Source organism: Rhodosalinus sp. K401 (assembly GCF_041365735.1).
Classification (GTDB): domain Bacteria; phylum Pseudomonadota; class Alphaproteobacteria; order Rhodobacterales; family Rhodobacteraceae; genus Rhodosalinus.
On record NZ_JBGFSI010000002.1, the window covers coordinates 265,809 to 288,841 of the forward strand.

24 protein-coding genes are annotated in these 23,033 nt (G+C 70.6%); 15 read left to right on the forward strand and 9 right to left on the reverse strand.

Features of this window, described 5'->3' with window-relative positions; genetic code table 11:
- Positions 1 to 19: 19 nt before the first annotated feature.
- The 4 genes from AB6A66_RS03760 to AB6A66_RS03775 all read right to left on the reverse strand — a co-directional run bounded on the left by AB6A66_RS03760 (position 20) and on the right by AB6A66_RS03775 (position 2,446).
- A complete protein-coding gene (locus AB6A66_RS03760) occupies positions 20 to 847 on the reverse strand; it encodes an arginyltransferase (RefSeq protein WP_371036538.1) in 828 nt (275 codons plus the stop codon).
- 72 nt (positions 848 to 919) lie between these two features.
- Entirely contained in the window at positions 920 to 1,366 is a 447-nt protein-coding gene (locus AB6A66_RS03765) for an RDD family protein (RefSeq protein WP_371036537.1), read from the reverse strand.
- A gap of 59 nt (positions 1,367 to 1,425) precedes the next feature.
- Positions 1,426 to 1,866 (reverse strand): DUF2852 domain-containing protein, encoded by a 441-nt coding sequence (locus tag AB6A66_RS03770; RefSeq protein ID WP_371054841.1) that lies wholly within the window; start codon positions 1,864 to 1,866, stop codon positions 1,426 to 1,428.
- A 97-nt stretch (positions 1,867 to 1,963) separates the two neighbouring features.
- Positions 1,964 to 2,446: a YbaK/EbsC family protein gene (locus tag AB6A66_RS03775; RefSeq protein ID WP_371036535.1), complete on the reverse strand. Its 483-nt coding sequence runs from the start codon at positions 2,444 to 2,446 to the stop codon at positions 1,964 to 1,966.
- Between the two features lie 127 nt (positions 2,447 to 2,573).
- Between AB6A66_RS03775 and AB6A66_RS03780 the strand changes: the two genes are divergently transcribed.
- The gene (locus tag AB6A66_RS03780) at positions 2,574 to 5,363 is read left to right on the forward strand and encodes a glutamine-synthetase adenylyltransferase (RefSeq protein ID WP_371054842.1); all 2,790 of its coding nucleotides are present in this window, start codon (positions 2,574 to 2,576) and stop codon (positions 5,361 to 5,363) included.
- Positions 5,360 to 5,638, forward strand: coding sequence for a hypothetical protein (locus AB6A66_RS03785; protein ID WP_371054843.1), 279 nt, complete (start codon positions 5,360 to 5,362; stop codon positions 5,636 to 5,638). Before AB6A66_RS03780 ends, AB6A66_RS03785 begins: the two co-directional genes overlap by 4 nt.
- Here AB6A66_RS03785 and eda read toward each other — a convergent pair.
- Entirely contained in the window at positions 5,635 to 6,273 is a 639-nt protein-coding gene (eda, locus tag AB6A66_RS03790) for a bifunctional 4-hydroxy-2-oxoglutarate aldolase/2-dehydro-3-deoxy-phosphogluconate aldolase (RefSeq protein ID WP_371054844.1), read from the reverse strand. The two genes, AB6A66_RS03785 and eda, sit on opposite strands and share 4 nt — an antisense overlap.
- Before the next feature lie 91 nt (positions 6,274 to 6,364).
- Positions 6,365 to 8,170 (reverse strand): phosphogluconate dehydratase, encoded by a 1,806-nt coding sequence (edd, locus tag AB6A66_RS03795; protein ID WP_371054845.1) that lies wholly within the window; start codon positions 8,168 to 8,170, stop codon positions 6,365 to 6,367.
- Positions 8,171 to 8,629: 459 nt separating this feature from the next.
- On the opposite strand from edd, the gene AB6A66_RS03800 reads away from it, so the two are divergent.
- The 3 genes from AB6A66_RS03800 to AB6A66_RS03810 all read left to right on the forward strand — a co-directional run bounded on the left by AB6A66_RS03800 (position 8,630) and on the right by AB6A66_RS03810 (position 10,799).
- A complete protein-coding gene (locus AB6A66_RS03800; RefSeq protein WP_371054846.1) occupies positions 8,630 to 8,929 on the forward strand; it encodes a hypothetical protein in 300 nt (99 codons plus the stop codon).
- A 134-nt stretch (positions 8,930 to 9,063) separates the two neighbouring features.
- Entirely contained in the window at positions 9,064 to 10,260 is a 1,197-nt protein-coding gene (locus AB6A66_RS03805; RefSeq protein ID WP_371054942.1) for an RSP_2647 family RNA methyltransferase, read from the forward strand.
- A complete protein-coding gene (locus AB6A66_RS03810) occupies positions 10,257 to 10,799 on the forward strand; it encodes an RSP_2648 family PIN domain-containing protein (RefSeq protein WP_371054847.1) in 543 nt (180 codons plus the stop codon). Before AB6A66_RS03805 ends, AB6A66_RS03810 begins: the two co-directional genes overlap by 4 nt.
- A gap of 36 nt (positions 10,800 to 10,835) precedes the next feature.
- Here the strand turns inward: AB6A66_RS03810 and serS are convergent, their stop codons facing one another.
- Both serS and AB6A66_RS03820 read right to left on the reverse strand, forming a co-directional pair.
- Positions 10,836 to 12,128, reverse strand: a complete 1,293-nt coding sequence (serS, locus tag AB6A66_RS03815) for a serine--tRNA ligase (RefSeq protein ID WP_371054848.1) — start codon at positions 12,126 to 12,128, stop codon at positions 10,836 to 10,838.
- 82 nt (positions 12,129 to 12,210) lie between these two features.
- Positions 12,211 to 12,918, reverse strand: coding sequence for a serine protease (locus tag AB6A66_RS03820; protein ID WP_371054849.1), 708 nt, complete (start codon positions 12,916 to 12,918; stop codon positions 12,211 to 12,213).
- Positions 12,919 to 13,076: 158 nt separating this feature from the next.
- Between AB6A66_RS03820 and yajC the strand changes: the two genes are divergently transcribed.
- From yajC to AB6A66_RS03870, 10 genes are all read left to right on the forward strand, one after another.
- Positions 13,077 to 13,367, forward strand: coding sequence for a preprotein translocase subunit YajC (gene yajC / locus AB6A66_RS03825; protein ID WP_371036525.1), 291 nt, complete (start codon positions 13,077 to 13,079; stop codon positions 13,365 to 13,367).
- 28 nt (positions 13,368 to 13,395) lie between these two features.
- Positions 13,396 to 15,057, forward strand: a complete 1,662-nt coding sequence (gene secD / locus AB6A66_RS03830) for a protein translocase subunit SecD (RefSeq protein WP_371054850.1) — start codon at positions 13,396 to 13,398, stop codon at positions 15,055 to 15,057.
- Between the two features lie 2 nt (positions 15,058 to 15,059).
- Positions 15,060 to 16,028: a protein translocase subunit SecF gene (gene secF / locus AB6A66_RS03835; RefSeq protein WP_371036523.1), complete on the forward strand. Its 969-nt coding sequence runs from the start codon at positions 15,060 to 15,062 to the stop codon at positions 16,026 to 16,028.
- On the forward strand, positions 16,021 to 16,779 hold the full coding sequence (locus AB6A66_RS03840; RefSeq protein WP_371054851.1) for a sulfite exporter TauE/SafE family protein: 759 nt from the start codon (positions 16,021 to 16,023) through the stop codon (positions 16,777 to 16,779). Before secF ends, AB6A66_RS03840 begins: the two co-directional genes overlap by 8 nt.
- A 12-nt stretch (positions 16,780 to 16,791) precedes the next feature.
- Positions 16,792 to 17,145, forward strand: a complete 354-nt coding sequence (locus AB6A66_RS03845; protein ID WP_371036521.1) for an Mth938-like domain-containing protein — start codon at positions 16,792 to 16,794, stop codon at positions 17,143 to 17,145.
- 119 nt (positions 17,146 to 17,264) lie between these two features.
- The gene (gene ccmA, locus AB6A66_RS03850) at positions 17,265 to 17,876 is read left to right on the forward strand and encodes a heme ABC exporter ATP-binding protein CcmA (protein WP_371036520.1); all 612 of its coding nucleotides are present in this window, start codon (positions 17,265 to 17,267) and stop codon (positions 17,874 to 17,876) included.
- Positions 17,873 to 18,529, forward strand: coding sequence for a heme exporter protein CcmB (gene ccmB / locus AB6A66_RS03855; protein WP_371036519.1), 657 nt, complete (start codon positions 17,873 to 17,875; stop codon positions 18,527 to 18,529). The genes ccmA and ccmB overlap by 4 nt, the downstream gene beginning before the upstream one ends.
- Positions 18,530 to 18,586: 57 nt before the next feature.
- The gene (locus AB6A66_RS03860; RefSeq protein ID WP_371054852.1) at positions 18,587 to 19,333 is read left to right on the forward strand and encodes a heme ABC transporter permease; all 747 of its coding nucleotides are present in this window, start codon (positions 18,587 to 18,589) and stop codon (positions 19,331 to 19,333) included.
- Positions 19,330 to 19,488 carry a heme exporter protein CcmD gene (gene ccmD, locus AB6A66_RS03865; RefSeq protein WP_371036517.1) on the forward strand — a complete coding sequence of 53 codons (159 nt, stop codon included), beginning with the start codon at positions 19,330 to 19,332 and terminating at the stop codon, positions 19,486 to 19,488. Before AB6A66_RS03860 ends, ccmD begins: the two co-directional genes overlap by 4 nt.
- Complete coding sequence (locus AB6A66_RS03870; RefSeq protein WP_371054853.1) at positions 19,475 to 20,023, forward strand: DsbE family thiol:disulfide interchange protein; 549 nt, start codon at positions 19,475 to 19,477, stop codon at positions 20,021 to 20,023. The genes ccmD and AB6A66_RS03870 overlap by 14 nt, the downstream gene beginning before the upstream one ends.
- A 258-nt stretch (positions 20,024 to 20,281) precedes the next feature.
- Here AB6A66_RS03870 and acnA read toward each other — a convergent pair whose 3' ends face one another.
- On the reverse strand, positions 20,282 to 23,029 hold the full coding sequence (gene acnA / locus AB6A66_RS03875) for an aconitate hydratase AcnA (protein WP_371054854.1): 2,748 nt from the start codon (positions 23,027 to 23,029) through the stop codon (positions 20,282 to 20,284).
- Between the last annotated feature and the right edge of the window lie 4 nt (positions 23,030 to 23,033).

Genomic DNA, 23,033 nt, shown 5'->3' on the forward strand with positions numbered 1-23,033 from the left:
CTCGCGATGGCGGTGGATGTCAGCCCTTGCGGGCAGCGGGGCGCGCGCCGGGCAGCGACAGGTTCGCCACCTGCTCCGCGATCGGGTCGGTGGACAGCGGGTGCAGTTCGGCGCTGTAGTCCTGCGGGTCGCGCATCCGCTCCCATTGGCCGCGCCTGTGCACCTCCAGCCCGGAGAAGCGGGCCTTGTAGCCCATCTTCGGGCTGCCGGGCACCCAATAGCCCAGATAGACGTAGGGAAGCCCCGCCTCGCGCGCGATCTGCACGTGATCGAGGATGATGTATGTGCCGAGCGACGCCTTCGGGCGGTCGGGCGCATAGAAGGAATAGACCATGCTCAGCCCGTCATCGAGCACGTCCGTCAGGCATACGGCCACCAGCTCCCCGGTGCCGCGATCGCTGTATTCCACGACGCGGGAGCGGACCGGCGTCTCCTCGATCATGGCGGCGAATTCGAACACGTCCATGTCCGCCATGCCGCCATCGGCGTGCCGGCTGTCGAGATAGCGCCGGAAGAGCGCGTACTGCTCCTCGGTGGCCCAGGGCGATGTCGCCCGGCGCGAGAGGCAGGCGTTGTTTCGTATCGTGCGGCGCTGGCTTTTCGAGGGGCTGAAGCGCGAGACGTCGATCCGTGCGGACAGGCAGGCCGAGCACTCCGAACAGGAGGGCCGGTAAAGCACGTTCTGTGACCGCCGGAAGCCCTGTTTGGACAGGGTGTCGTTCAGCCGCTCCGCCCCCTCGCCCTGCAGCGCGGTGAAGAGTTTACGCTCCATCCGCCCTTCAAGATAGGGGCAGGGTTGCGGTGCCGTCACGTAGAATTGCGGCGCTATGGGCAGGGTATGGCGCATCACGCTTCCACCTAGAAATTCGGGAAACGATAGCAACCCGTCCGCGACGCGCCAAGCCCGTTTCGGAACGGTTCAGGCCCGCAGGTTCAGCGCCACGGTTCCCATGACGTGATCGGTCAGCCCCTGCCGGTAGGTGCTGACGAGCATGAGCACGATGGACACGATCTGAAGCGGGAAGACCGCGATGGAGACGGTATATCCCAGCGTGTGCAGGAACGCGGTGGACACATCGAGCCTCAGCCCCCGCGCGTCGCGGATCTCGATCGCCATGAGGCGCATCCCCCAGGTGGCCGACCCGCCCGCAAGCGTTGCCACGCGGTAGAGGAAGCCGACGACGAGCATCAGGAAGGGAAAGAAGAAGATGCCCGTGAAGGCCGTGAACGGCACCACGAGCAGCGACAGCAGGACGATGAGGAGCATGTCCACGACCCATGCGAGAAGGCGCTTGGCTGGCACGCCCGCGTAGAATTCCGGCTGGCGCTCGGGGTCGGGAAAGGGCGTGTGGCCGTCGAGATGCATGGCGGGTCCTTCGCATGGCGCCGCCCCGGCGCGCAATGGCCGGGGCGGTCGGGAGGTGATCAGAGATCGCGGGGGCCAGCGCCGTCCGTGTCGTCCGGTGCCGTCCGGGCGGCGCGGGCGCGCTCTTCCATGAACTGGTCGAATTCGGCCTTGTCCCGGGCCTCGCGCAGGCGCTGGAGGAACTCGTGAAAGCTTTTCTGCTCCTCCTCGAGGCGCCGCAGGGTGTCGGCCTTGTAGGCGTCGAAGGCGGAGTTGCCCGAGGGCGTCATGGCGTCGAGGCCGGCCCGCGCGCCGTTTTCGTTACGGCAGGAGTCCCCGAAAAGGCGTTTGCTCCAGATCATGTAGGCGAGAAGTGCCAGGCCCAGAGGCCAGAACAGGATGAAGCCCAGGACCATGGCGGCGATCCAGGCGCCCTTTCCCTGCGAGTCGAGCCAGGCTTCGGCACGGGAAAACCAGTGCCCCGGACGGGCGCGGGTCCAGTCGGTTGCGGCGGATGTCATGTGCGTCTCCATGCGTCGTGTCACGATGTGAATGTCTTTCACATGAGGCAAGATCGGAACCGCGCCGCCCGGTCGCAAGGGGAGATGTGAAAGATTTTTACATTTTTTCGCGTTGGGCCGTGAAATCAGCGGGTTGCGCGCCGGAAATCCGCGGCAGGTCCGCCGGGTCCAGCGCGAAGACATGACGCGGGGTGCCCGCGGCGGCCCAGACCTCGTCGAAGTCCATGAGCCGGCGGTCGAGCCAGGCGCGCGGCGGGGTGAGATGGCCCACCGGCGCAACGCCGCCGATCGCGAAACCGGTCTGCGCGCGGATCAGCGCCGCGTCCGCCTTGCCCAGCGGCTCCCCGGCGAGCGCGGCCGCCTTCGACGCGTCCACCCGGTTCCCGCCCGCGGTGAGAAACAGCAGCGCCTCGCCGCTGTCCTCGCCGCGGAACATGATCGATTTGACGATCTGGTCGAGCGCGCAGCCCGCGGCTTGGGCCGCCTGCTGGGCGGTGCGCGTCTCGCCCGGCTCGCGGATCTCCGCCGCGAGGCCCGCAGCCTCCAGCGCCGCGCGCACGCGTTTCAGGCTTCGACTCATGGATCTCCTCCGGTTGGGCCCGTGCCATGCTAGCCCAGCCCCGGACGGCGCGAAACGGCGGCCCGTCCCCGCCGCGACGCGCCGCAGGCGATTGACCCCGCGCGCGGGCCGTGGCCATCTCCGCCACATGAGTTTCGCGAACCGCATCACCCGTCTGCCCCATGCCTATGAGCCCGAGCGCGGCGCCGAGGCCCGGGCCGCCTGCCCCGGGGCCGTGGGCGATCTCGCCCGGTTGCTCGAAGGGGCGGGGGGGTGCAGCCCCTATCTCAAGGACCTGATCGAGAAGGAGGCCGGTTGGCTTCCCGCCGCGTTCGACGATCCCGAAGCGGCGCTCGCGGACGTTTTCGACGATCTCGGAGAGACGCCGCCCGACACGCTCTCGGACGCGCTTCGGCAGGGCAAGCGGCGCGTGGCGCTTCTCTTGGCGCTTGCGGATCTCGCGGGGGTCTGGCCGCTGGAAAAGGTCACCGGAACGCTCACCGATTTCGCCGATCTCGCCTGCCAGCGCGCGATGGAGGCCGCGGTGGGCCGCGAGATCCGCCGGGGCAAGCTGCCCGGACAGGATGAGGACGCCCTCCCGACGGCGGGGGGCCTCGTCGCGCTCGCCATGGGCAAGATGGGGGCGCACGAGCTGAACTATTCCTCCGACATCGACCTGGTCTGCCTTTTCGACGAGACCCGCTACCCGGAAGACGACGTGATGGAGGCGCGCGCCGCGCTGGTGCGCGCCGTCCGGGCGATGACGCGAACGCTGTCGGACAACACCGCCGAGGGCTACGTCTTCCGCACCGACCTGCGGCTTCGCCCCGACCCGTCGGTGACGCCCGTGGTGCTGAGCATGGCCGCGGCCGAGACCTATTACGAGAGTCTCGGGCGCACGTGGGAGCGTGCGGCCTACGTCAAGGCCCGCCCCGCCGCGGGCGACCTCGACGCGGGCGAAAGGTTTCTCGAGACGCTCAGGCCCTTCGTCTGGCGCCGCCACCTCGACTTCGCCGCCATCGAGGACGCCCATGCGATGCGGCTGCGCATCCGCGAGCACAAGGGCCTCAACGGGCCGATCACGCTGCCCGGCCACGACATGAAGCTCGGCCGGGGCGGCATCCGCGAGATCGAGTTCTTTACCCAGACGCGCCAGATCATCGCCGGCGGGCGCGACCCGGCCCTCAGGGTGCGCGGCACCGTGGCCGGGCTCGAGGTGCTGGCCGCGAAGGGCTGGGTGCCGGACGAGGTGGCCCAGACGCTGGCGCGCCACTACCGGTTCCACCGTGAGGTCGAGCACCGGGTGCAGATGATCCACGACGCCCAGACCCACGCGCTGCCGCGCTCGGACGCGGGCTTCGACCGGCTCGCCGCCCTGATGGGGCAGGAGGCGCAGGCGCTTCGCCGCGACCTGACCGAGCGGCTGACGGAGGTGCACGAACTGACCGAGGGGTTCTTCGCGCCCGATGCCGCGCCCCCGCCCGCCGACGCGGACACGCCCGAGATCGACGCCAGCGTCACGGCGCGCTGGCCGAGCTACCCCGCGCTGCGGTCCGATCGCGCCATGGCGATCTTCGAGCGGCTCCGCCCCGAGATCCTCGGCCGTCTCGCGCGCACCGCGCGGCCCGAGGAGGCGCTGGCCGCCTTCGACGGCTTCCTCGCGGGGCTGCCGGCGGGGGTGCAGCTTTTCTCGCTGTTCGAGGCCAACCCGCATCTGATCGACCTGCTGGTGGACATCGCGGGCACCGCGCCGGCGCTGGCGCGTCACCTTTCGCGCCATGCCGGGGTCTTCGACGCGGTGATCGCCGGCGACTTCTTCGCGCCGATCCCGGGCGTGGAGGAGCTGAGCCGCGATCTCGCGACCCGCCTCGCGCGCGAGGACGACTACGAGCGCAAGCTCGATGCCGCCCGCCGCTGGGCGCATGAGGTGCATTTCCGGGTGGGCGTGCATCTTCTGCGCGGGCAGGCGGGCTGCGTCGAGGCCGGGCAGCACTATGCCGCTCTGGCCGAGGCCGCCCTGCGCGCGCTCTGGCCCGCGGTCGTGGAGCAGTTCGCGGCCAAGCACGGGGCCCCGCCCGGACGCGGCGCGATGGTGCTCGGCATGGGCTCGCTCGGCGCCGCGCGCATGGCGCCCACCTCGGATCTCGACCTCATCGTGATCTACGACGCCGACGGGGTGGAGCAGTCCGAGGGCCGCCGCCCGCTCTCCGCGCGCGCCTACTACGCGCGCCTTACCCAGGCGCTCGTGACCGCAGTGAGCGCCCAGACCGCCGAGGGCCGGCTCTACGAGGTGGACATGCGCCTGCGCCCCTCGGGCAAGCAGGGCCCCGTGGCCACCAGCTGGCAGAGCTTCCGGTCCTACCAGCGCGAGGAGGCGTGGGTCTGGGAACATCTCGCGCTCACGCGGGCGCGGGCCGTGGCGGGGGACGCGGCGCTCTCCGAAGAGGTGGAGGCGTTCCGCGAGAGCCTTCTGGGCCGCGAGGACCGCGACACCGTGCTGCGCGAGGCCGCGCGAATGCGCGCGCGCATCGCCGAGGCCAAGTCGCCCGAGGGCCCCTGGGACGCCAAGATCGGCCCGGGGCGGCTGCAGGACGTGGAACTCGTCGCCCAGGCCGGCGCGCTGATCGGGGACGAGCCGTCCCGCGTGCCCCGTGACGGGCTTGCCGCCGCGGTCGCCGCGGGCTGGCTCGACGGGGCGGGCGCCGAAACGCTGGAAGAGGCCTGGACGCTCTGCTGGCAGGTGCAGATCGCGTCCAAGCTGCTGAGCGAGGGGCCGCTCGCCGATGACCGCATCGGCGAGGGCGGCGCGGCGCTGCTCGCGCGCCTGACGGGGATCGAGGGGCTCGAGGCGCTCTCCGGCCGCCTCGGCGAGGTGACGGAGCGGGCCGCGGCCGTGATCGACGCGCACCTGCCCGCGGACACGGAGAAAGACCGATGACTCGAGATTCCGCCGACCCGAAGGGCCTTGTCCGGGAGGCCTACCGCATCGAGGGCATCACCTATGAAGAGTGCCGCTCGATCTTCCTGGACTGGGCGCTCGGCGTGCCGATGGAGGCCGACCCTCGCGCGCTGCTGGCCGAACTCCTGGCGCGGCACGGCGAGGGCGCGCCGGACCACCCGATGACACGTGTGCTGACCGAGGGGCGGGACGCGGCCGCCCCCCCGCGCCGGCGCGGGGGCTGGCGCGGGCGCGACCGTGGCGGAGCGGGCTAGAGCGTCGCGGCCGCCCGGGCCAGCACCTCGATCCCGGCCCAATCCTCCGCCGCGACCCGGGCGGCCGGGGCCAGCCAGCTTCCGCCCACGCAAACCACGTTGGGCAGGGAAAGATAGTCGCGCGCGGTCCCGGCCGTGATCCCGCCCGTGGGACACCAGCCGACCTGCGGCAGCGGGCCGGCCAGCGCGCGCAGCGCAGCCGTGCCCCCGGCGGCATCGGCGGGGAAGAATTTCTGCACCGAATAGCCCCGCTCCAGAAGCGCCATCGCCTCGCTCGCCGTGGCCGCGCCCGGAAGCAGCGGCAGGCCCGCGTCCTCGCAGGCGTCGAGCAGCCTGTCCGTCGCCCCGGGCGAGACCCCGAAGACCGCGCCCGCCGCCCGCGCCGCGGCCACGTCGCCCGGTGACAGCAGCGTGCCCGCGCCCACCGCGGCCCCCGGAACCGCCGTGATCTCGGCGATCGCGTCGAGCGCCGCCGGCGTGCGAAGCGTCACCTCGAGCACGGGAAGCCCCCCCGCCACCAGCGCCCGGGCGAGCGGACGCGCGGTCCGCGCGTCCGTCACGACGAGCACCGGGATCACTGGCGCTCGGGCGCAAAGCGCGGCGATGTCTTTCGAACGCGCGCGGTCGTCCGTCATGGCCCGGCTCCTTCTTCTTGGCGGAAATACTCCGGGGGAGTCGCGCCGAAGGCGCGGCGGGGGCAGCGCCCCCATGGCGCACCGCGCCGCATCACACCACCACGCCGGCCCCCTCGCCCGCCGCGCCCACGCTGCGGCGGAACAGCTCGAAGAGTTCGCGCCCGGTGCCCTGGGCGCTGTCCGGCCTGTCCGGCAGGGCGGGCGCGCGCGCGTCGAGGTCATCGACCAGCGCCTCGAGCCGTCCCGCCCGCGCGTCGAGCCGCACGATATCGCCGTCGCGCAGCCGCGCGAGCGGCCCGCCCGCGGCGGCCTCGGGGCTCACGTGAAGCGCCGCGGGCACCTTCCCCGACGCTCCCGACATGCGCCCGTCGGTCACCAGCGCGACTCTCAGGCCCCGGTCGAGCAGCACCGACAGCGTCGGCGTGAGCCCGTGCAGCTCGGGCATCCCGTTGGCGCGCGGACCCTGGTGGCGCACGACCACCACGCAATCCTCGGTAAGGGCGCCCGCGCGGAAGGCCCGCTTCACGTCCTCCTGGTCGTCGAACACGCGTGCAGGCGCCTCGATCGTCTGCACGTCCTCGGCCACCGCGGAGACCTTGATGATGCCCGTGCCCAGATTGCCCGAAAGCCGCCGGAGCCCGCCGGTGGGCTGGAAGGGATCCGCGGCGGGGCGCAGGATGCGCGCATTCTGGCTTTCGCGCGGACCGGCCTGCCAGGCGAGGCGCCCGTCCACGAGCTTCGGCTCCTCGGTGTAGCGGGCAAGCCCCGGCCCGGCCACGGTGGTGACGTCCTCGTGCAGCAGCCCCGCGTCGAGCAGTTCGCCGATCAGGTAGGCCAGCCCGCCCGCGGCATGGAAATGGTTCACGTCGGCCAGCCCGTTCGGGTAGACCTTCGCCATGAGCGGCGTGACCTGCGAGATCTCGTCGAAATCCTCGAGTTCCAGCAGAACCCCCGCCGCGCGCGCCATGGCGGGCAGATGGATGACGAGATTGGTGGAGCCGCCGGTGGCCATCAGGCCCACGATCCCGTTCACGAAAGCGCGCTCGTCGAGCACGTCGCAGACCGGCGTGTAGGCGTCGCCGAGCGCGGTGATCCCGAGCGCGCGCTCGGTCGCCGCCCGGGTCAGCGCCTCGCGGAGCGGCGTGCCCGGGTTCACGAAACTCGCGCCGGGCAGGTGCAGCCCCATCACCTCCATCAGCATCTGGTTGGAGTTGGCGGTGCCGTAGAAGGTGCAGGTGCCCGGCCCGTGATAGGAGGCCATCTCGGCGCGCATGAGTTCCTCCCGGCCGATCTCGCCCGCGGCGAAGCGCTGGCGCACGCGCGCCTTCTCGTCGTTGGGCAGCCCGCTCGTCATCGGGCCCGCCGGCATGAAGACGCCGGGGATGTGGCCGAAGGTCGCCGCCGCGATCACGAGCCCCGGCACGATCTTGTCGCAGACGCCCAGATAGGCGGCCGCGTCGAAGGTGTTGTGCGAGAGCGCCACCCCCGCGGCGAGCGCGATCACGTCGCGCGAGAAGAGCGAGAGCTCCATCCCCGACTGGCCCTGGGTGACGCCGTCGCACATGGCCGGCACGCCGCCGGCCACCTGCGCCGTGCCGCCCGCCGCCCGCGCGGCCTCCCGGATCAGGTCGGGAAAGCGCTCAAAGGGCTGGTGGGCCGAAAGCATGTCGTTGTAGGCGGTGACGATCCCGAGATTGGGCGCGCGGTGGCCGGCAAGGCTGTCCTTGTCCGCACCGCTCGCGGCGTAGGCGTGGGCCTGGTTGCCGCAGGACAGGTGCGCCCGGCGCGGCCCGTCCTCGGCGGCGCGGCGCATGCGGTCGAGGTAATCGCGTCGCGTCGCGGCGGAGCGCGCGCGGATACGTTCGGTGACGCGGTGGATCGTCGGATCGAGTGCCATGAAACTCCTCTGCCTCTTAATCTAGCAACCCGGTTTAGCGCTAACAACCTGCTTGCGCCGCGGACGAGCGAGCTCCGGACCCCGGCGGAAGACGCCTGTCCGATTGCTGCGCCACCCTGAATTGCGAAGCTCGACGATCCCGCAATCAGGGGAGATGAAACGCCTGCCTGCCAAGCGGAAAACGCGCCCCAAGATTGATCGGGCGGCGAAAGCGCTGTATCGGAAATTAAAAGGCGTATCATCGGCCGGTCACGTCGGACCTCTCCCGGTTTTCCCGATCGGACAGGAGCGACAACCGTCGTGCGGGGCAGCGTTGGATCGCAGTTTGCGGGACAGGCCGCGCCATGGGCGTCCGGAAGCAGAAGGGGCGCGCGTGACGGGCGCAGCACCGCCGCGTCGCCCGGCGGCAAGGTCCAGAGCCGAAGGACTTGGGATAGAGTTTGCACGAAGAGGTTTGATATGAGTTCGAAAATCGCAGGTATGGCGATCGTGGCCGCGCTGGCCGGGTGCACGATTTCGCCGCAGAACCTGGAATCGATTCCGGTGGTACTGTCCACGTCCCATGGCCCGGTGACGTGCCAGCTTTACACGCGCGAGCGCGTGGACTGGGACCGGTCGGTCGACCGGCCCGAGGGGATGAGCGTCGGCGAGGCGGACCGGCTCTGCGCCGCGGAGGGCCTGAGGCGCCAGCGCGGCGGCGCGGATACCGAGACCGCGGTGACGCTCGGCGAGGCGACCTCGCCCTGGCCTGCGGGCTGATCGGCAGGCTGTACGCCCGTTTCGACGCGGCCTTGCCCGCACCTTCCGGGCCGCCGGTCCTCTCGTCCCGCGGAAGGGCGGTGTCGCGCACGCGGACGCTTCCGCTTTCCGCATTGTCGGGCTATGGCGGCGGCATGAATGGTTCCGATCTTCCCGTCGTCCGGCTGAAGCCCAAGGCCGACGCCCGCGCGCTGCGGCACGGGTTTCCCTGGGTCTACGCGGACGACCTCGTGACCGACCGGCGCACCCGCGCCCTGTCGCCCGGCACCGTCGCGGTGCTGGAAGACGCGGCGCGCGCGCCCGTCGCCCTTGTCGCCATCAACCCGGTCTCGAAGATCATGGCCCGCGTGCTCGACGCCGATCCGGCGGCGCGGGTGGACGCGGGTTGGGTCGCCGCGCGGATCGCGCGGGCGCAGGCGTTGCGCGCGCGGCTCTACGACGCCCCTTTCTACCGCCTTGCCCACGCCGAGGGCGACGGCCTGCCCGGCGTGGTGATCGACCGCTTCGGGGATATCGCGGTGGTGCAACCGAACGCCGCCTGGGCCGAGGCGCATCTGCCCGCGCTGGTCGAGGCGCTGGTGGAGGTCACCGGCGTGACGACGGTGCTGAAGAACGCGGGCGGCCGGGCGCGCGCGCTCGAGGGGCTCGACGACCTGCCGCAGGTGCTTCGGGGCAGCGCGCCCGAGGGACCGGTGGAGGTGCCGATGAACGGCGCGATCTACATGGCGGACCTCACCGGCGGGCAAAAGACGGGGCTCTATTTCGACCAGCGCGACAATCAGGCTTTCGCCGCCCGGCTTGCGGGTAACGGCCGTGTGCTCGACGTCTTCTCGCATGTGGGCGGGTTCGGCCTCGCCGCGCTCGCGCAGGGCGCGGCGGAGGCGCTTGCGGTCGACGGCTCGGCCCCGGCGCTCGCGCTTGCCGAGGCCGGGGCGCGTGCCTCGGGCCTGGGTGACCGCCTCGGCATCCGGCAGGGCGATGCATTCGAGGTGATGACCGCGCTCGGGCAAGAGGGCGCGCGCTTCGATCTCGTCGTCTGCGATCCGCCCGCCTTCGCGCCGTCGAAACCTGCGCTGGAGGCGGGGCTTCGCGCCTATGAGCGCGTCGCGCGGCTCGCCGCACCGCTGGTGGCGGAGGGCGGCTTCCTGGTGCTGTGTTCGTGCTCTCACGCCGCGGATCTCGCGCGCTTCCGCCGCGCCTCGCTGCGCGGCATCGGGCGCGCGGGACGCGCCGCGCAGCTGATCCGAACTGGCTTTGCCGGCCCCGATCATCCCCAGCACCCGATGCTGGCCGAGAGCGGCTATCTCAAGGCGCTGGCGTTCCGGCTGTGAGGGCGCTGCTCGACGCCAACGTGCTCTATCCCACGGTGATGCGCGAGCTTCTGCTCGGCGTGGCGGCGCGCGGCGGGTTCCGCCCGCTCTGGTCCGCGCGCATCCTCGAGGAATGGGCGCGCGCCGCGGCGAAGCTCGGGCCCGGCGGCCAGGCGCAGGCGCGGGCGGAGATCGCGCTTCTGCGTGCGGCCTGGCCGGACGCCGAGATCGCGCCGGGCGGTTCGCTCGAGGCGCGGCTCTGGCTGCCGGACCCGTCGGACATCCACGTTCTTGCCGCCGCCATCGCGGGCTCGGCGGACGCGATCGTCACCATGAACGCGGCCGATTTTCCGCGCGGCCTGCTGGCAGAGGAGGGGCTCTCCCGCGCGGATCCCGACGGGTTTCTTCTTGGCTTCTGGAAGGCCGACCCCGCCATGGTGGCGGAGGCGGCGGAGGCCGTGCGCGCCCGGGCCGAGGCGCTGTCCGAGCACGGACGCTGGGAGATCCGCCCGCTTCTCAGGAAGGCGCGGCTGCCGCGGCTGGGCAAGGCGCTCGCCTGACGGGCATCAAGGCGCGCGGCCGGCGGGGCGTGCGGCTCAGGCGAGCGTGCCGTCGGTCGTGAGCCTCCCGCGCCCGCCGAGATAGGGCGCGAGCGCCTCGGGCAGCACCACCGATCCGTCGGCCTGCTGGCCGTTTTCCAGCACCGCGATCAGCGTGCGCCCGACCGCGAGGCCGGAGCCGTTCAGGGTGTGCACGAAGCCGGGCTTGCCGCCGCCCTCGGGACGGAAGCGCGCGTTCATCCGCCGCGCCTGGAAGTCGCCGCAGACCGAGACGGAGCTGATCTCGCGGTAGCGGTCCTGGCCGGGAAGCCAGACCTCGATGTCGTGGGTCTTCTTCGCGCCGAAGCCCATGTCGCCGGTGCAAAGCACGACGGTGCGGTAGGGCAGGCCGAGACGTTCCAGGATGTCCTCGGCGCAGCGGGTCATGCGCGCATGCTCGTCGAGCGAGGCGTCGGGATGCGTGACCGAGACCATCTCGACCTTCTCGAACTGGTGCTGGCGCAGCATGCCCGCCGTGTCCTTGCCGGCGCTTCCCGCCTCCGAGCGGAAGCACTGGGTATGGGCCACGAAGCGGCGGGGCAGGGTGGCCTCGTCCACGATCTGGCCGTTGACGATGTTGGTGAGCGTGACCTCGGCGGTGGGCACGAGCCACCAGCCATCCTCGGTGCGGTAGCTGTCCTCGCCGAATTTCGGAAGCTGCCCGGTGCCGAACATCATCTCCTCGCGCACGAGCACGGGCGTCCAGGTTTCGGTGAGGCCGTTCTCCTCGACATGGACGTCGATCATGAACTGCGCGAGCGCGCGGTGCAGCCGCGCCACCGCCCCCGAAAGCACCACGAAGCGCGCGCCGGAGAGCTTCGCGGCGGTCTCGAAATCCATTCCGCGCGCGACGCCCGCGATCTCGAAATGCTCCTTCGCCGTGAAGTCGAGGGCGCGCGGCGCGCCCCAGCGGCGGATCTCGACGTTGTCGTCCTCGTCCGCGCCGTCGGGCACGTCGTCGAGCGGCAGGTTCGGGATCTCGGCGAGAAGCTCGGCCAGCGCCTCGTCCTTGGCCCGCGCGCGGGCCTGCATCGCGGCCACCTCGTCCTTCTTCTCGGCGACGAGGGCGCGCAGGCGTTCGAATTCCGCCTCGTCGCCCGCGGCCTTGGCGCGGCCCACCTCCTTGGAGGCGCGGTTCTGCTCGGCCTGCGCCTGTTCGGCGGCGGTGATGGCGGCGCGCCGGGCCTCGTCAAGCTCCAGCAGCGTCGCGGCGACGGGGGCCGCCCCGCGCCGGGCAAGCGCCGCGTCGAAGGCGTCGGGCGCCTCGCGGATGAAGCGGATGTCGTGCATCGGTCCCTCTTGCGACTCGTCCTGGTCGGGGCGGGTTATGGAACAATTCCGCCGCCGACGTAAGGGCCCGGGGCCTGCCGCTTCAGCGCGGGCGGGCGAGGTGCCCCAGCGCCCACCGGTCGAGCAGCGCGGCATGGGTGCGCGGCGGCGCGCCGGGCGGCGCGCCGCCCGAGACGACGCCCACCACGCGCCAGGCGTCGCCGTGCCGCTCGAGCACCGGCCCGCCGGAGGCGCCGGGCGCGGCCGCGCAATCGAGCCGCATGTGCCCCGGCGCGACCGCGACCCCGCCGCAGCCGGTGCGCCCGCCGAGCGCGTGGGGGCGGCTGGCCTGATATCCCAGGATCGCGCGCCCGCCGTTCGGCCGGCCGGCCGCCCCGAAGCCCAGTGGCGCAACTTCGAGCGCCGCGTCGAGCCGGATCACCGCGATGTCCGCGGCGACCTCGCTCCGGCCGGTGCCGCGCCAGCGCGGATGCAGGTGAACGGCCACGGCCCGCGCGTGGCCCGCATGGGCGCCCTTGTGCCAGCCCGCGACGAAATGCAGATCGCCGAGCGGAACCGAGCGCCCGTCTCCCCGCGTCACGCAATGTGCGGCGGTCACTACCAGGTCGGGCGCCACCAGTGTTCCGGTGCAGATCGTGCGGCGCTTGAACCCCGCGACGTTGACGCGTCCGACCGCGTGCCAGGCCGGCCCGCCGGCGTCGGCCAGCGGCGGCAGCGCGCTCTCTGCCCCGCCCGGCAGCGGGGCCCATAGCGCGAGGCAAAGCGTGGCGAGGCGGAGCGGCGCACGCATCCTTGCGCTCCTTGTGAGGGATGTCGGGCCAGGCGAGCCTAGCGTCGGGTCAGGCGCGCCCGCAAGCGTCCGGGCGCGTCTTGCAAACCCGGCGCCCGCCCCATAGGTTCGCGCCAGATCTCGCGGGGACGCCCCGCCACTTATCAAGGGAGTCCCCGATGGACGGTGCGAGCGCATTTGCCCAGATTCTGCCGCTGATTCTGATCTTCGCGATCATGTACTTCCTGCTGATCCGCCCGCAGCAGAAGCGCATGAAGGAACACCAGAAAATGGTCGAGAACCTGCGCCGCGGCGATCAGGTGGTCACGCAGGGCGGGCTGATCGGCAAGATCACCAAGGTCAAGGACGACAACGAGATCGAGGTCGAGCTGGCCGATGGCGTGCGCGTGCGCGTCGTCCAGAACACCATCGCGCAGGTCCTCAGCAAGACCGAGCCCTCGGGGTCCTGACCGCGGCCCCGGACGAAAGGTCCGCGAAATGCTCCAGTTCGATCTCTGGAAGCGCGTCCTGATCTGGCTCGTCGTGGCCACCGGACTGCTTCTGGCCATGCCGAACCTGTTCTACGAGCGGGTGGAGACCCGTAACGACGCGGTCGCCACCATCGAGCGCGAGGGCGCGACGCCGCGGCTGGAGGCCGAGGCGGGGCTCTGGCCGTCGTGGCTGCCCTCCGGCATCGTCAATCTCGGCCTCGACCTGCGCGGCGGTGCGCATCTGCTGGCCGAGGTTCAGGTCGGGGACGTCTACGAAAGCCGGATGGAGTCGCTCTGGCCCGAGCTGCGCGACGCGCTGCGCGACGAGCGCGAAACCGTGGGCACGATCCGCCTGCAGCCTTCCGCGCCCGACGAGTTGCGCGTGCGCATCTCCGAGCCCGACGCCATGGCGCGCGCGCTGCAGGTCGCGCGCGGGCTCGCCCGCCCGGTCACGTCGCTTGCCGGCACGGGCGCCCAGGACCTGGAGGTGCGCGGCGAGGGCGACGAGATCGTGGTGACGCTCTCGGAGGCGGAGAAACGCGCCACCGACGATCGCACGGTGCGCCAGGCCCTCGAGATCATCCGCCGCCGCATCGACGAGGTGGGCACCCGCGAGCCGACCATCCAGCGACAGGGCGCGGAGCGCATCCTGATCCAGGTTCCCGGCATCGGCTCTGCCGCGGAGCTCAAGGAGATCATCGGCACCACGGCGCTTCTGACCTTCCAGCCGGTGGTCAGTCGAAACGCCGATCCCGGCGAGCCTCCGGGCATCGGCAACGAGATCCTGCCCTCGCTGGACGAGGAGGGTGTTTTCTACAACCTCGAATCCGCGCCCGTCGTCACCGGCGAGGAGCTGGTGGACGCGCAGCCCGCCTTCGATCAGAACGGGCGCCCGGCGGTGAATTTCCGCTTCAACCCGACCGGCGCGCGCAAGTTCGGCGACTACACCGCGCAGAATATCGGCAACCCCTTCGCCATCGTGCTCGACGGGGAGGTGATCTCCGCCCCCGTGATCCAGAGCCACATTCCCGGCGGATCGGGAATCATCACCGGCGACTTCACGGTCGAGGAGTCCACCAATCTCGCCGTGCTGCTGCGCGCGGGCGCGCTGCCCGCGGGCCTCGAGTTCCTGGAGGAGCGCACCATCGGCCCCGAGCTCGGCGCCGACTCCATCGAGGCCGGGCGGATCGCGACCATGGTGGCGTTCGCCGCGGTGCTGATTTTCATGGGGCTGTCCTACGGACTCTTCGGGCTTTTCGCCAACGTGGCGCTCATTCTCAACATCGGTCTCATCTTCGGGCTGCTGTCGCTGATCGGCGCGACGCTGACGCTGCCCGGCATTGCCGGGATCGTGCTCACCGTCGGCATGGCGGTGGACGCCAACGTGCTCGTCTTCGAGCGCATCCGGGAGGAGCTTCGCACCGCCAAGGGCCCGGCGCGGGCCATCGAGCTGGGCTACGAAAAGGCGCTTTCGGCGATCGTGGATGCCAACATCACCACCTTCATCACCGCGCTCATCCTTTACGTGATGGGGTCGGGGCCCGTGCGCGGCTTCGCGATCACGCTCGGCCTCGGCATCCTCACCTCGGTGTTCACGGCGATCTTCGTCACCCGCCTGCTGGTGGTGATGTGGTTCGAGCGTCGCCGACCCAAGACGCTGGAGGTCTGACGATGCGGCTGAAACTGGTCCCCCAGGACACGAATTTCGACTTCTTCGGGCGGCCGAAGCTGTGGCTCGGGATCTCGGGGCTCCTGGTCGTCGTCGCCATCGCCTCCTTTCTGCTCCAGGGCCTGAACTACGGCATCGATTTCCGCGGTGGCACGACGATCCGGACCGAATCGGCCCAGCCCGTCGACGTGGGCGCCTACCGCGACGCGCTGCAGCGGCTGAACCTGGGCGATGTCGCGATATCGGAGGTTTTCGATCCGACCTTCGGCCCCGACCAGAACGTCGCGATGGTCCGCCTCGCAGCGCAGGAGGGCGAGGAAAGCGTTTCCGCCGCGGTCGTGGAGGAGGTGCGCGGCGCGCTTCGGACGGTCGCGCCGGACATCCAGTTCGTGTCGGTGGAGTCGGTCGGCCCCAAGGTCTCCGGAGAGTTGATCAGGACCGCGATCATCGCGGTGATGCTCGCCATCGGCGCGGTGCTCATCTACATCTGGTTGCGCTTCGAGTGGCAGTTCGCGCTGGGCGCCGTCGCCGCCCTCATCCACGACGTGATCCTGACCATCGGCATCTTCTCGGAATTGCAGATCAGGTTCGACCTCGCGATCATCGCGGCTCTGCTGACCATCGTGGGCTATTCGCTCAACGACACGGTGGTCGTCTTCGACCGGGTGCGCGAGAACCTGATGAAATACAAGAAGCGCCCGTTGCGGGAGGTGCTGAACCTTTCGATCAACGAGACGCTTTCGCGCACCTTCATGACCTCGGTGACGACGCTGCTCGCGCTGATCTCGCTTTTCGTCCTCGGCGGCGACGTGATCCGCGGCTTCGTCTTCGCGATGATCTGGGGCGTGGTCGTCGGCACCTATTCCTCGATCTTCGTGGCCTCGACGATCCTCCTCGTCCTCGGGGTGAAGCGCGACTGGTCGAAGCCCGACGCCTCCGCCGGAACGCAGTTCTCCGACGTGGATGCCTGAGGGCCTCTGGGCCGCGCTCGCGACCCCCGGCGCGGCCTGGCTCGCTCTCACGATCGCCGTCGCCGGGCTCGTGCGCGGCTTCACCGGCTTTGGCACGGCGCTGATCTTCGTGCCCGTCGCGGGGCTTTTCCTGCCGCTCTCGCAGGTCGTGCTGCTGATCGCGCTCACCGGGCTGGCAAGCACCGGGGCGCTTTTGCCGCGGGCCTGGGGCGAGGCCGATCGGGGCGAGGTGGGTGTGCTTGCGCTTTGTGCCGCGGTGACCGTGCCCGCCGGCGTCTGGGCGCTGGGCGTGCTGCCGGAAACCACGCTGCGCTGGCTCGTCACGGGTATCGCGGCGACGACACTCGCCGCCGTGGCAACGGGATGGCGCTACCACGCGCGGCTTCGTGCGCCGGGCATTGCCGCGATCGGTGGGGCCGCCGGCGTCGTGGGCGGGATGACCGGGCTGACCGGCCCGGTGGTGATCCTGTTCTACCTCGCCTCGGCCCGCGCAGCGCAGGCCGTGCGCGCCAACACCATCCTCTTTCTCGCGGCGCTCGACGTGGTGATCGTGGCCAACCTGTCGCTGCGGGGGCTGGGGGGCGGCGCGGCGACGGTCTGGCTCGCCGCGTTGCTGGCCGTGCCCTATTTCGTCACCACGCTTCTGGGCCAGTGGCTCTTCGATCCCGCCCGCGAGCGGCTCTTCCGGGGCGCGGCCTATGGCGTGATCGCGCTTGCCGTGATAACCGGAGCCCCGCTCTTCGACGGCTGAGGGAGGTCCGCGATGCGCCTCAACGAAGTGGTCTATACCGATGCCCTGCCGGTGGACGGCTACGGCCCCGGCTTCTTCCGCGTGGGCGGGGAGGCGCGCGAGGGCCCGCTTCTTCTGAGCCACCGCGGCGCGGCGTCCTGGGGCGGCTACGAGGACAACGAGAGCCTTCTTGCGCTGGCGGGCGACGTCGACGTGCTTTTCGTCGGCACCGGTGCGGAGATCGCCCATATCCCCTCCGATCTGCGCGCCCGGCTCGAGGAGGCCGGCATCGGGGTCGAGGTGATGGCCACGGGGCCCGCCTGCCGAAGCTTCAACGTGCTCCTGTCGGAGGGCAGGCGCATCGCGCTCGCCGCGCTGCCGGTCTGAGGGGTCCGGGGGCGCCTTCGTGAGCCCCGGCTCGCATCCGCGCGGCCCATCGACATCGGGCGGGGGCGCGGCGCCGTCCCGCCTTTCCCCCGCCGGGGCGATGGGCTAAGGCCCGGGTCATGTTGTTGTCCGCCCACGATCTTGCTGTCTCCCGCGGCGGCGTGCCCGTGCTGGAGCACGTGGCCTTCACGCTCGCCCCGGGCGGGGCGCTGGTGCTGCGCGGGCCGAACGGGTCCGGCAAGACCACGCTTCTGCGCACGGTGGCGGGGCTTCAGCCGCCGCTCGAGGGCTGGATCGAGGCCGCGCCGGACGCCATCGCCTACGCGGCCCACGCCGACGGGTTGAAGACGACGCTTACGGTGACCGAGAACCTCGCCTTCTGGGCGCGCGTCTTCGGCACCGGCGATATCGCCCCGGCGCTGGCCGCCTTCGACCTCGAGGCGCTGGCAGAGCGGCCGGCGGGCGCGCTTTCGGCCGGGCAGAAGCGCCGCCTGGGGCTTGCGCGCCTGCTGGTCACGGGCCGGCCGGTCTGGGCGCTGGACGAGCCCACCGTGTCGCTCGACATGGCGTCTGTGGGGCTTTTCGCGCAGGCGGTGCGCGCCCATCTCGGGCAGGGCGGCGCGGTGCTGATCGCCACGCATATCGATCTCGGGCTCGAGGCGCAGGTGCTGGACGTCACCCCGCTGAAAGCGCGGCCGCGCGCCGCGGCCGAGGACGAGGCGTTCCTGTGATCGCGCTTCTGGCCCGCGACCTGAAACTTGCGATCCGCGCGGGCGGGGGGTTCGGACTCGGCCTCGCCTTCTTCCTGATCGTCACCGTCCTCGTGCCCTTCGGGGTCGGGCCGGATACCGCGCTTCTCGCGCGGATCGCGCCGGGCATCCTCTGGGTGGGTGCGCTGCTGGCCTGCCTGCTGTCGCTCGACCGGATCTTCGCGCTCGACTGGGAGGATGGCAGCCTCGATCTGCTGGCCACGGCCCCCCTGCCGCTCGAGGCGCTGGTGTCGGTCAAGGCGCTGGCGCACTGGCTGACCACGGGGCTGCCGCTGGTGCTGGCCGCGCCGGCCCTCGGCGTTCTGATGAACCTCGCGCCCGGGGGGTATCTGTGGCTCGTGGTCTCGCTCGCGCTCGGCACGCCCGCGCTGTCGGTGATCGGCACCTTCGGTGCGGCGCTGACGGTCGGGATCAAGCGCGGCGGGCTTCTGCTGTCACTTCTCGTGCTGCCGCTCTACGTTCCCACGCTGATCTTCGGGGCGGAAGTGGCGCGCCGCGGGGCCGAGGGCCTCGCTGTCGCGACCCCCGCCGCGCTTCTGGCCGGGCTGACCTGCGGCACCATCGCGCTTTTGCCTTTCGCCTCTGCCGCGGTAGTCAGGATCAACCTGCGCTGATGTGAATTGCGCCCGGCGCCGGCAGCGACTAGATCAGGCGCGACGAGAGGGAGGACGATGGAACAGCGCGCGAGCCGGTCGATGTGGGAGTGGGCGAACCCCGTGAAATTCCTGCGGCTATCGGGATGGCTGCTGCCCTGGGTGTCTTGGGGGGCGGCGATCTGCCTTGCCGTGGGTCTTGTCTGGGGGTTCTTCTTCACGCCCGACGATTTCCGCCAGGGATCGACGGTGAAGATCATCTACCTGCACGTTCCGGCCGCGCTCATGGCGATCAACATCTGGATCATGATGCTGGCGGCCTCTTTGATATGGGTGATCCGCCGGCACCACGTCTCGGCGCTGGCGGCGAAGGCCGCGGCCCCCGTGGGCCTCGTCATGACGGTGATCGCGCTTCTGACGGGCGCGCTCTGGGGGCAGCCGATGTGGGGTACCTGGTGGGCGTGGGATCCGCGGCTCACCTCGTTTCTTGTCCTGTTCCTGTTCTACCTCGGCTACGTCGCGCTCTGGGAGGCGGTGGACAACCCGGACACGGCGGCGGACCTCACCTCGGTGCTGTGCCTCGTGGGCTCGGTCTTCGCGCTTCTGTCGCGCTACGCGGTGCTCTTCTGGAACCAGGGTCTGCACCAGGGCGCGTCGCTGTCGCTCGACGCCGAGGAGAACGTGCACGACGTCTTCTACCTGCCGCTTCTCGTCTGCATCGCCGGGTTCGTGCTTCTGTTCGTGGCGCTTCTGCTGCTGCGCACGCGCACCGAGATCCGCGCGCGGCGGGCGAAGGCGCTCATCGCGCGGGAGCGGATGGCATGATGCCCGATCTCGGAAAATACGCGGCCGCGGTGCTCGGGTCCTATGGCGGGAGCCTTCTGCTCCTCGCGGCGCTGGTCTGGCTGAGCCTGAGGCGCGCGCGGCGCGTGAAGGCCGATCTCGACAAGCTGGAGGCGCGGCGCGATGGCGAAGCTTAGGCCGATGATGATCCTGCCGCCGGTGATCTTCGCCGCGCTGGCGGGGCTGTTCTTCGCGGGCATGTTCCGCGAGGACCCCGACGCGCTGCCCTCCGCGCGGGAAGGGCGACCGGCCCCGCCCGTGCAGGTGAGCGACCTCGGGGACAAGACGCTTTTCGATGACGACACGCTGCGCCGTCCGGGCGCGAAGCTCGTGAACTACTGGGCGTCCTGGTGCGCGCCCTGCCGGGTGGAGCATCCGCATCTCGAGACGCTCGCCGAGGAGGGCGTGCCGATCTACGGAATCAATTACAAGGACGACCCGGGCAAGGCGCTGCGATTCCTGGAGGAGCTGGGCGATCCCTACGCCGCCATCGGGGCGGACGCCTCGGGGCGTATGGCGCTCGACTGGGGGCTTTACGGCGTGCCCGAGACATACGTGATCGACGGCGACGGCGTGATCGTCCTGCGCTTCGCCGGACCGATCACGGAGAGCATCCTGGAAAGCACGATCCGCCCGGCCATCGAGCGGGCGGGCGGCATCGCCGGGAACTGACCCTCACAACGCCGAGACCAGGACAAGCGTGAGAAGGAATGCCGCCTCGAGAAGCGGCATCGGGATGGCCCCGCGACGCAGGACGCGCGCGGGGGCGGAACGGTGGTTTGCGAAACGATGTGTCATTCGTGATTTCCGTGATGGCGCCCTCGCCCGTGGCGACGGTTCTGCCCGAAAATCGTCAAGGAAAGGTTTTCCCGCGCGCTCCCGTAAGGAGGGCAGGTGGCGGCGCCGGGGTCGCCGGCGCCGCCCTTCGGATCATGCCGCGCCGGCGAGGTTCCGGAGCACGAAGTGCAGCACGCCGCCGTTCTCGACGTATTCCTTTTCCACCGCCGTATCGATGCGGCACTTCAGGGTGATCTCCTTCGTCGTGCCGTCGCCGTAGGTGATCGTCGCCGGAACCTCGGCCTGCGGGCTCACGCTGTCGAGCCCCCCGATCGAGACGCTTTCGTCGCCCTTCAGCCCCAGAGTTCGCCGTGTGTCGCCGTTCATGAACTCGAACGGCACGACGCCCATGCCCACGAGGTTCGAGCGGTGGATGCGCTCGAAGTTCTCGGCGATGACGGCCTTGACGCCCAGAAGCGCGGTGCCCTTCGCCGCCCAGTCGCGCGACGAGCCGGCGCCGTACTGCTCGCCCGCGATCACCACGAGCGGCACGCCCTTCTCCTGCCAGGCCATGGCGGCCTCGTAGATCGAGGTCTGCTCGCCGTCCGGGCCGAGCGTGTAGCCTCCCTCGACCCCGTCGAGCATCTCGTTGCGGATGCGGATGTTGGCGAAGGTGCCGCGCATCATCACCTCGTGGTTGCCGCGCCGCGAGCCGTAGGAGTTGAAGTCGCGCGGGGCCACCTGCCGATCGGTCAGGTAGCGCCCGGCCGGCGTGTCGGGCTTGAAGGAGCCGGCGGGCGAGATGTGGTCGGTGGTCACCATGTCGCCGAGGATCGCGAGGATGCGCGCGCCCTCGATGTTCTCGATGGTGCCGGGCTCCATGCCCATTCCCTGGAAGTAGGGCGGGTTCTGCACGTAGGTGGAACTTGCCGGCCAGTCGTAGGTCTCGCTGTCGGTGGTCTCGACCGAGCGCCACTTGTCGTCGCCCTCGAAGACGTCGGCGTAGCGCGTCTGGAACGCCTCGCGCGTCACCGTGCGTTCCACGAGCTCCGCGATCTCCTTCTGGCTGGGCCAGAGATTCTTCAGGTAGACGGGGTTGCCGTCCTTGTCGTCGCCGACGGGCTCCCGCGTGAGGTCGATGTTCATGTCGCCCGCGAGCGCGTAGACCACGACGAGCGGCGGGCTGGCGAGGTAGTTCGCGCGCACGTCGGGGCTGATCCGGCCCTCGAAGTTGCGGTTGCCCGAAAGCACCGAGGTGGCGATGAGGTCGCCCTTGGTGATCGCCTCGGAAATCTCAGGCTGAAGCGGGCCCGAATTGCCGATGCAGGTGGTGCAGCCGTAGCCCACGAGGTTGAAGCCGATGGCGTCCAGATCCTCCTGAAGCCCGGCTGCTTCCAGATAGGCGGAGACGACCTGGCTGCCCGGGGCGAGGGAGGTCTTGACCCAGGGCTTGCGTGTCAGGCCGAGTTCGCGCGCCTTGCGCGCCACGAGCCCCGCGCCGATCATCACGTAGGGGTTCGACGTGTTGGTGCAGGAAGTGATCGAGGCGATGACCACCGAGCCGTCGCGCAGGGTGTAGTCCTCGCCCTCGACCGAGATCTCCTTGCGCGGGTCGACCATCGCGTCGGGCGCCGGGCCTTCGGACGCCATGGAGGTGGCCTCGAGCCCCTCGTCCTCGCCGCGATACTCCGAGACGACCTCGAAGAAGGCCGGCGCGGCGCGGTCGAGCGTGGTGTAGTCCTGCGGCCGCTTCGGCCCCGAGATAGCGGGCACGATGGTGCCCATGTCGAGCGTCAGCGTGTCGGTGTAGATCGGCGCGTAGTCGGGCCCGCGCCACATGCCGTTGGCCTTGGCATAGGCTTCCACAAGGTCCACGCGCGCCTCCTCGCGGCCGGTCTGGCGCAGATAGCGCAGCGTCTCGTCATCGACCGGGAAGAAGCCGCAGGTGGCGCCGTATTCGGGGGCCATGTTGGCGATCGTGGCGCGGTCGGCGAGCGGCAGGTGATCCAGCCCTTCGCCGTAGAACTCCACGAACTTGCCCACCACGCCCTTCTTGCGCAGCATCTCGACCACCTTGAGCACGAGATCGGTGCCGGTCGTGCCCTCGATCATGCGGCCGGTCAGCTCGAAGCCGACCACCTCGGGGATCAGCATCGAGATCGGCTGGCCCAGCATCGCGGCCTCCGCCTCGATGCCGCCCACGCCCCAGCCGAGGACGGCCGCCCCGTTGACCATGGTGGTGTGGCTGTCGGTGCCCACCAGCGTGTCGGGATACGCCACCTCATCGCCGTTCTGGTCCGCGTCGGACCAGACGGTCTGGGCCAGGTATTCCAGGTTCACCTGGTGGCAGATGCCGGTGCCCGGCGGAACCACGCGGAAGTTGTCGAAGGCCTTCTGGCCCCATTTGAGGAAAGTGTAGCGCTCGATGTTGCGCTCGTATTCCCGGTCCACGTTCATCTGGAAGGCGCGCGGGTTGCCGAACTCGTCGATCATCACCGAGTGGTCGATCACGAGGTCGACCGGGTTCAGCGGATTGATCTTCTGAGGATCGCCGCCAAGCGCCTTGATGCCGTCGCGCATCGCCGCGAGATCGACGACCGCCGGCACGCCGGTGAAGTCCTGCATCAGGACCCGCGCGGGGCGGTAGGCGATCTCGCGCGGGGTCTTGCCGCCCTTTTCGGCCCAGGCCGAGAACGCCTTGATGTCGTCCACCGAGACGGTCTTGCCGTCCTCGAAGCGGAGCATGTTTTCCAGCACCACCTTGAGCACGGCGGGAAGGCGGGAGAAGTCGCCCAGCCCGGCCTCCTCGGCCGCGGGAATGGAGTAGTAGGCAAACCGCTTGCCGCCCGCCTCGATCTCGCGGCGGGTTCCGGCGCTGTCCTGTCCGACGGTGATGGGCATTGAA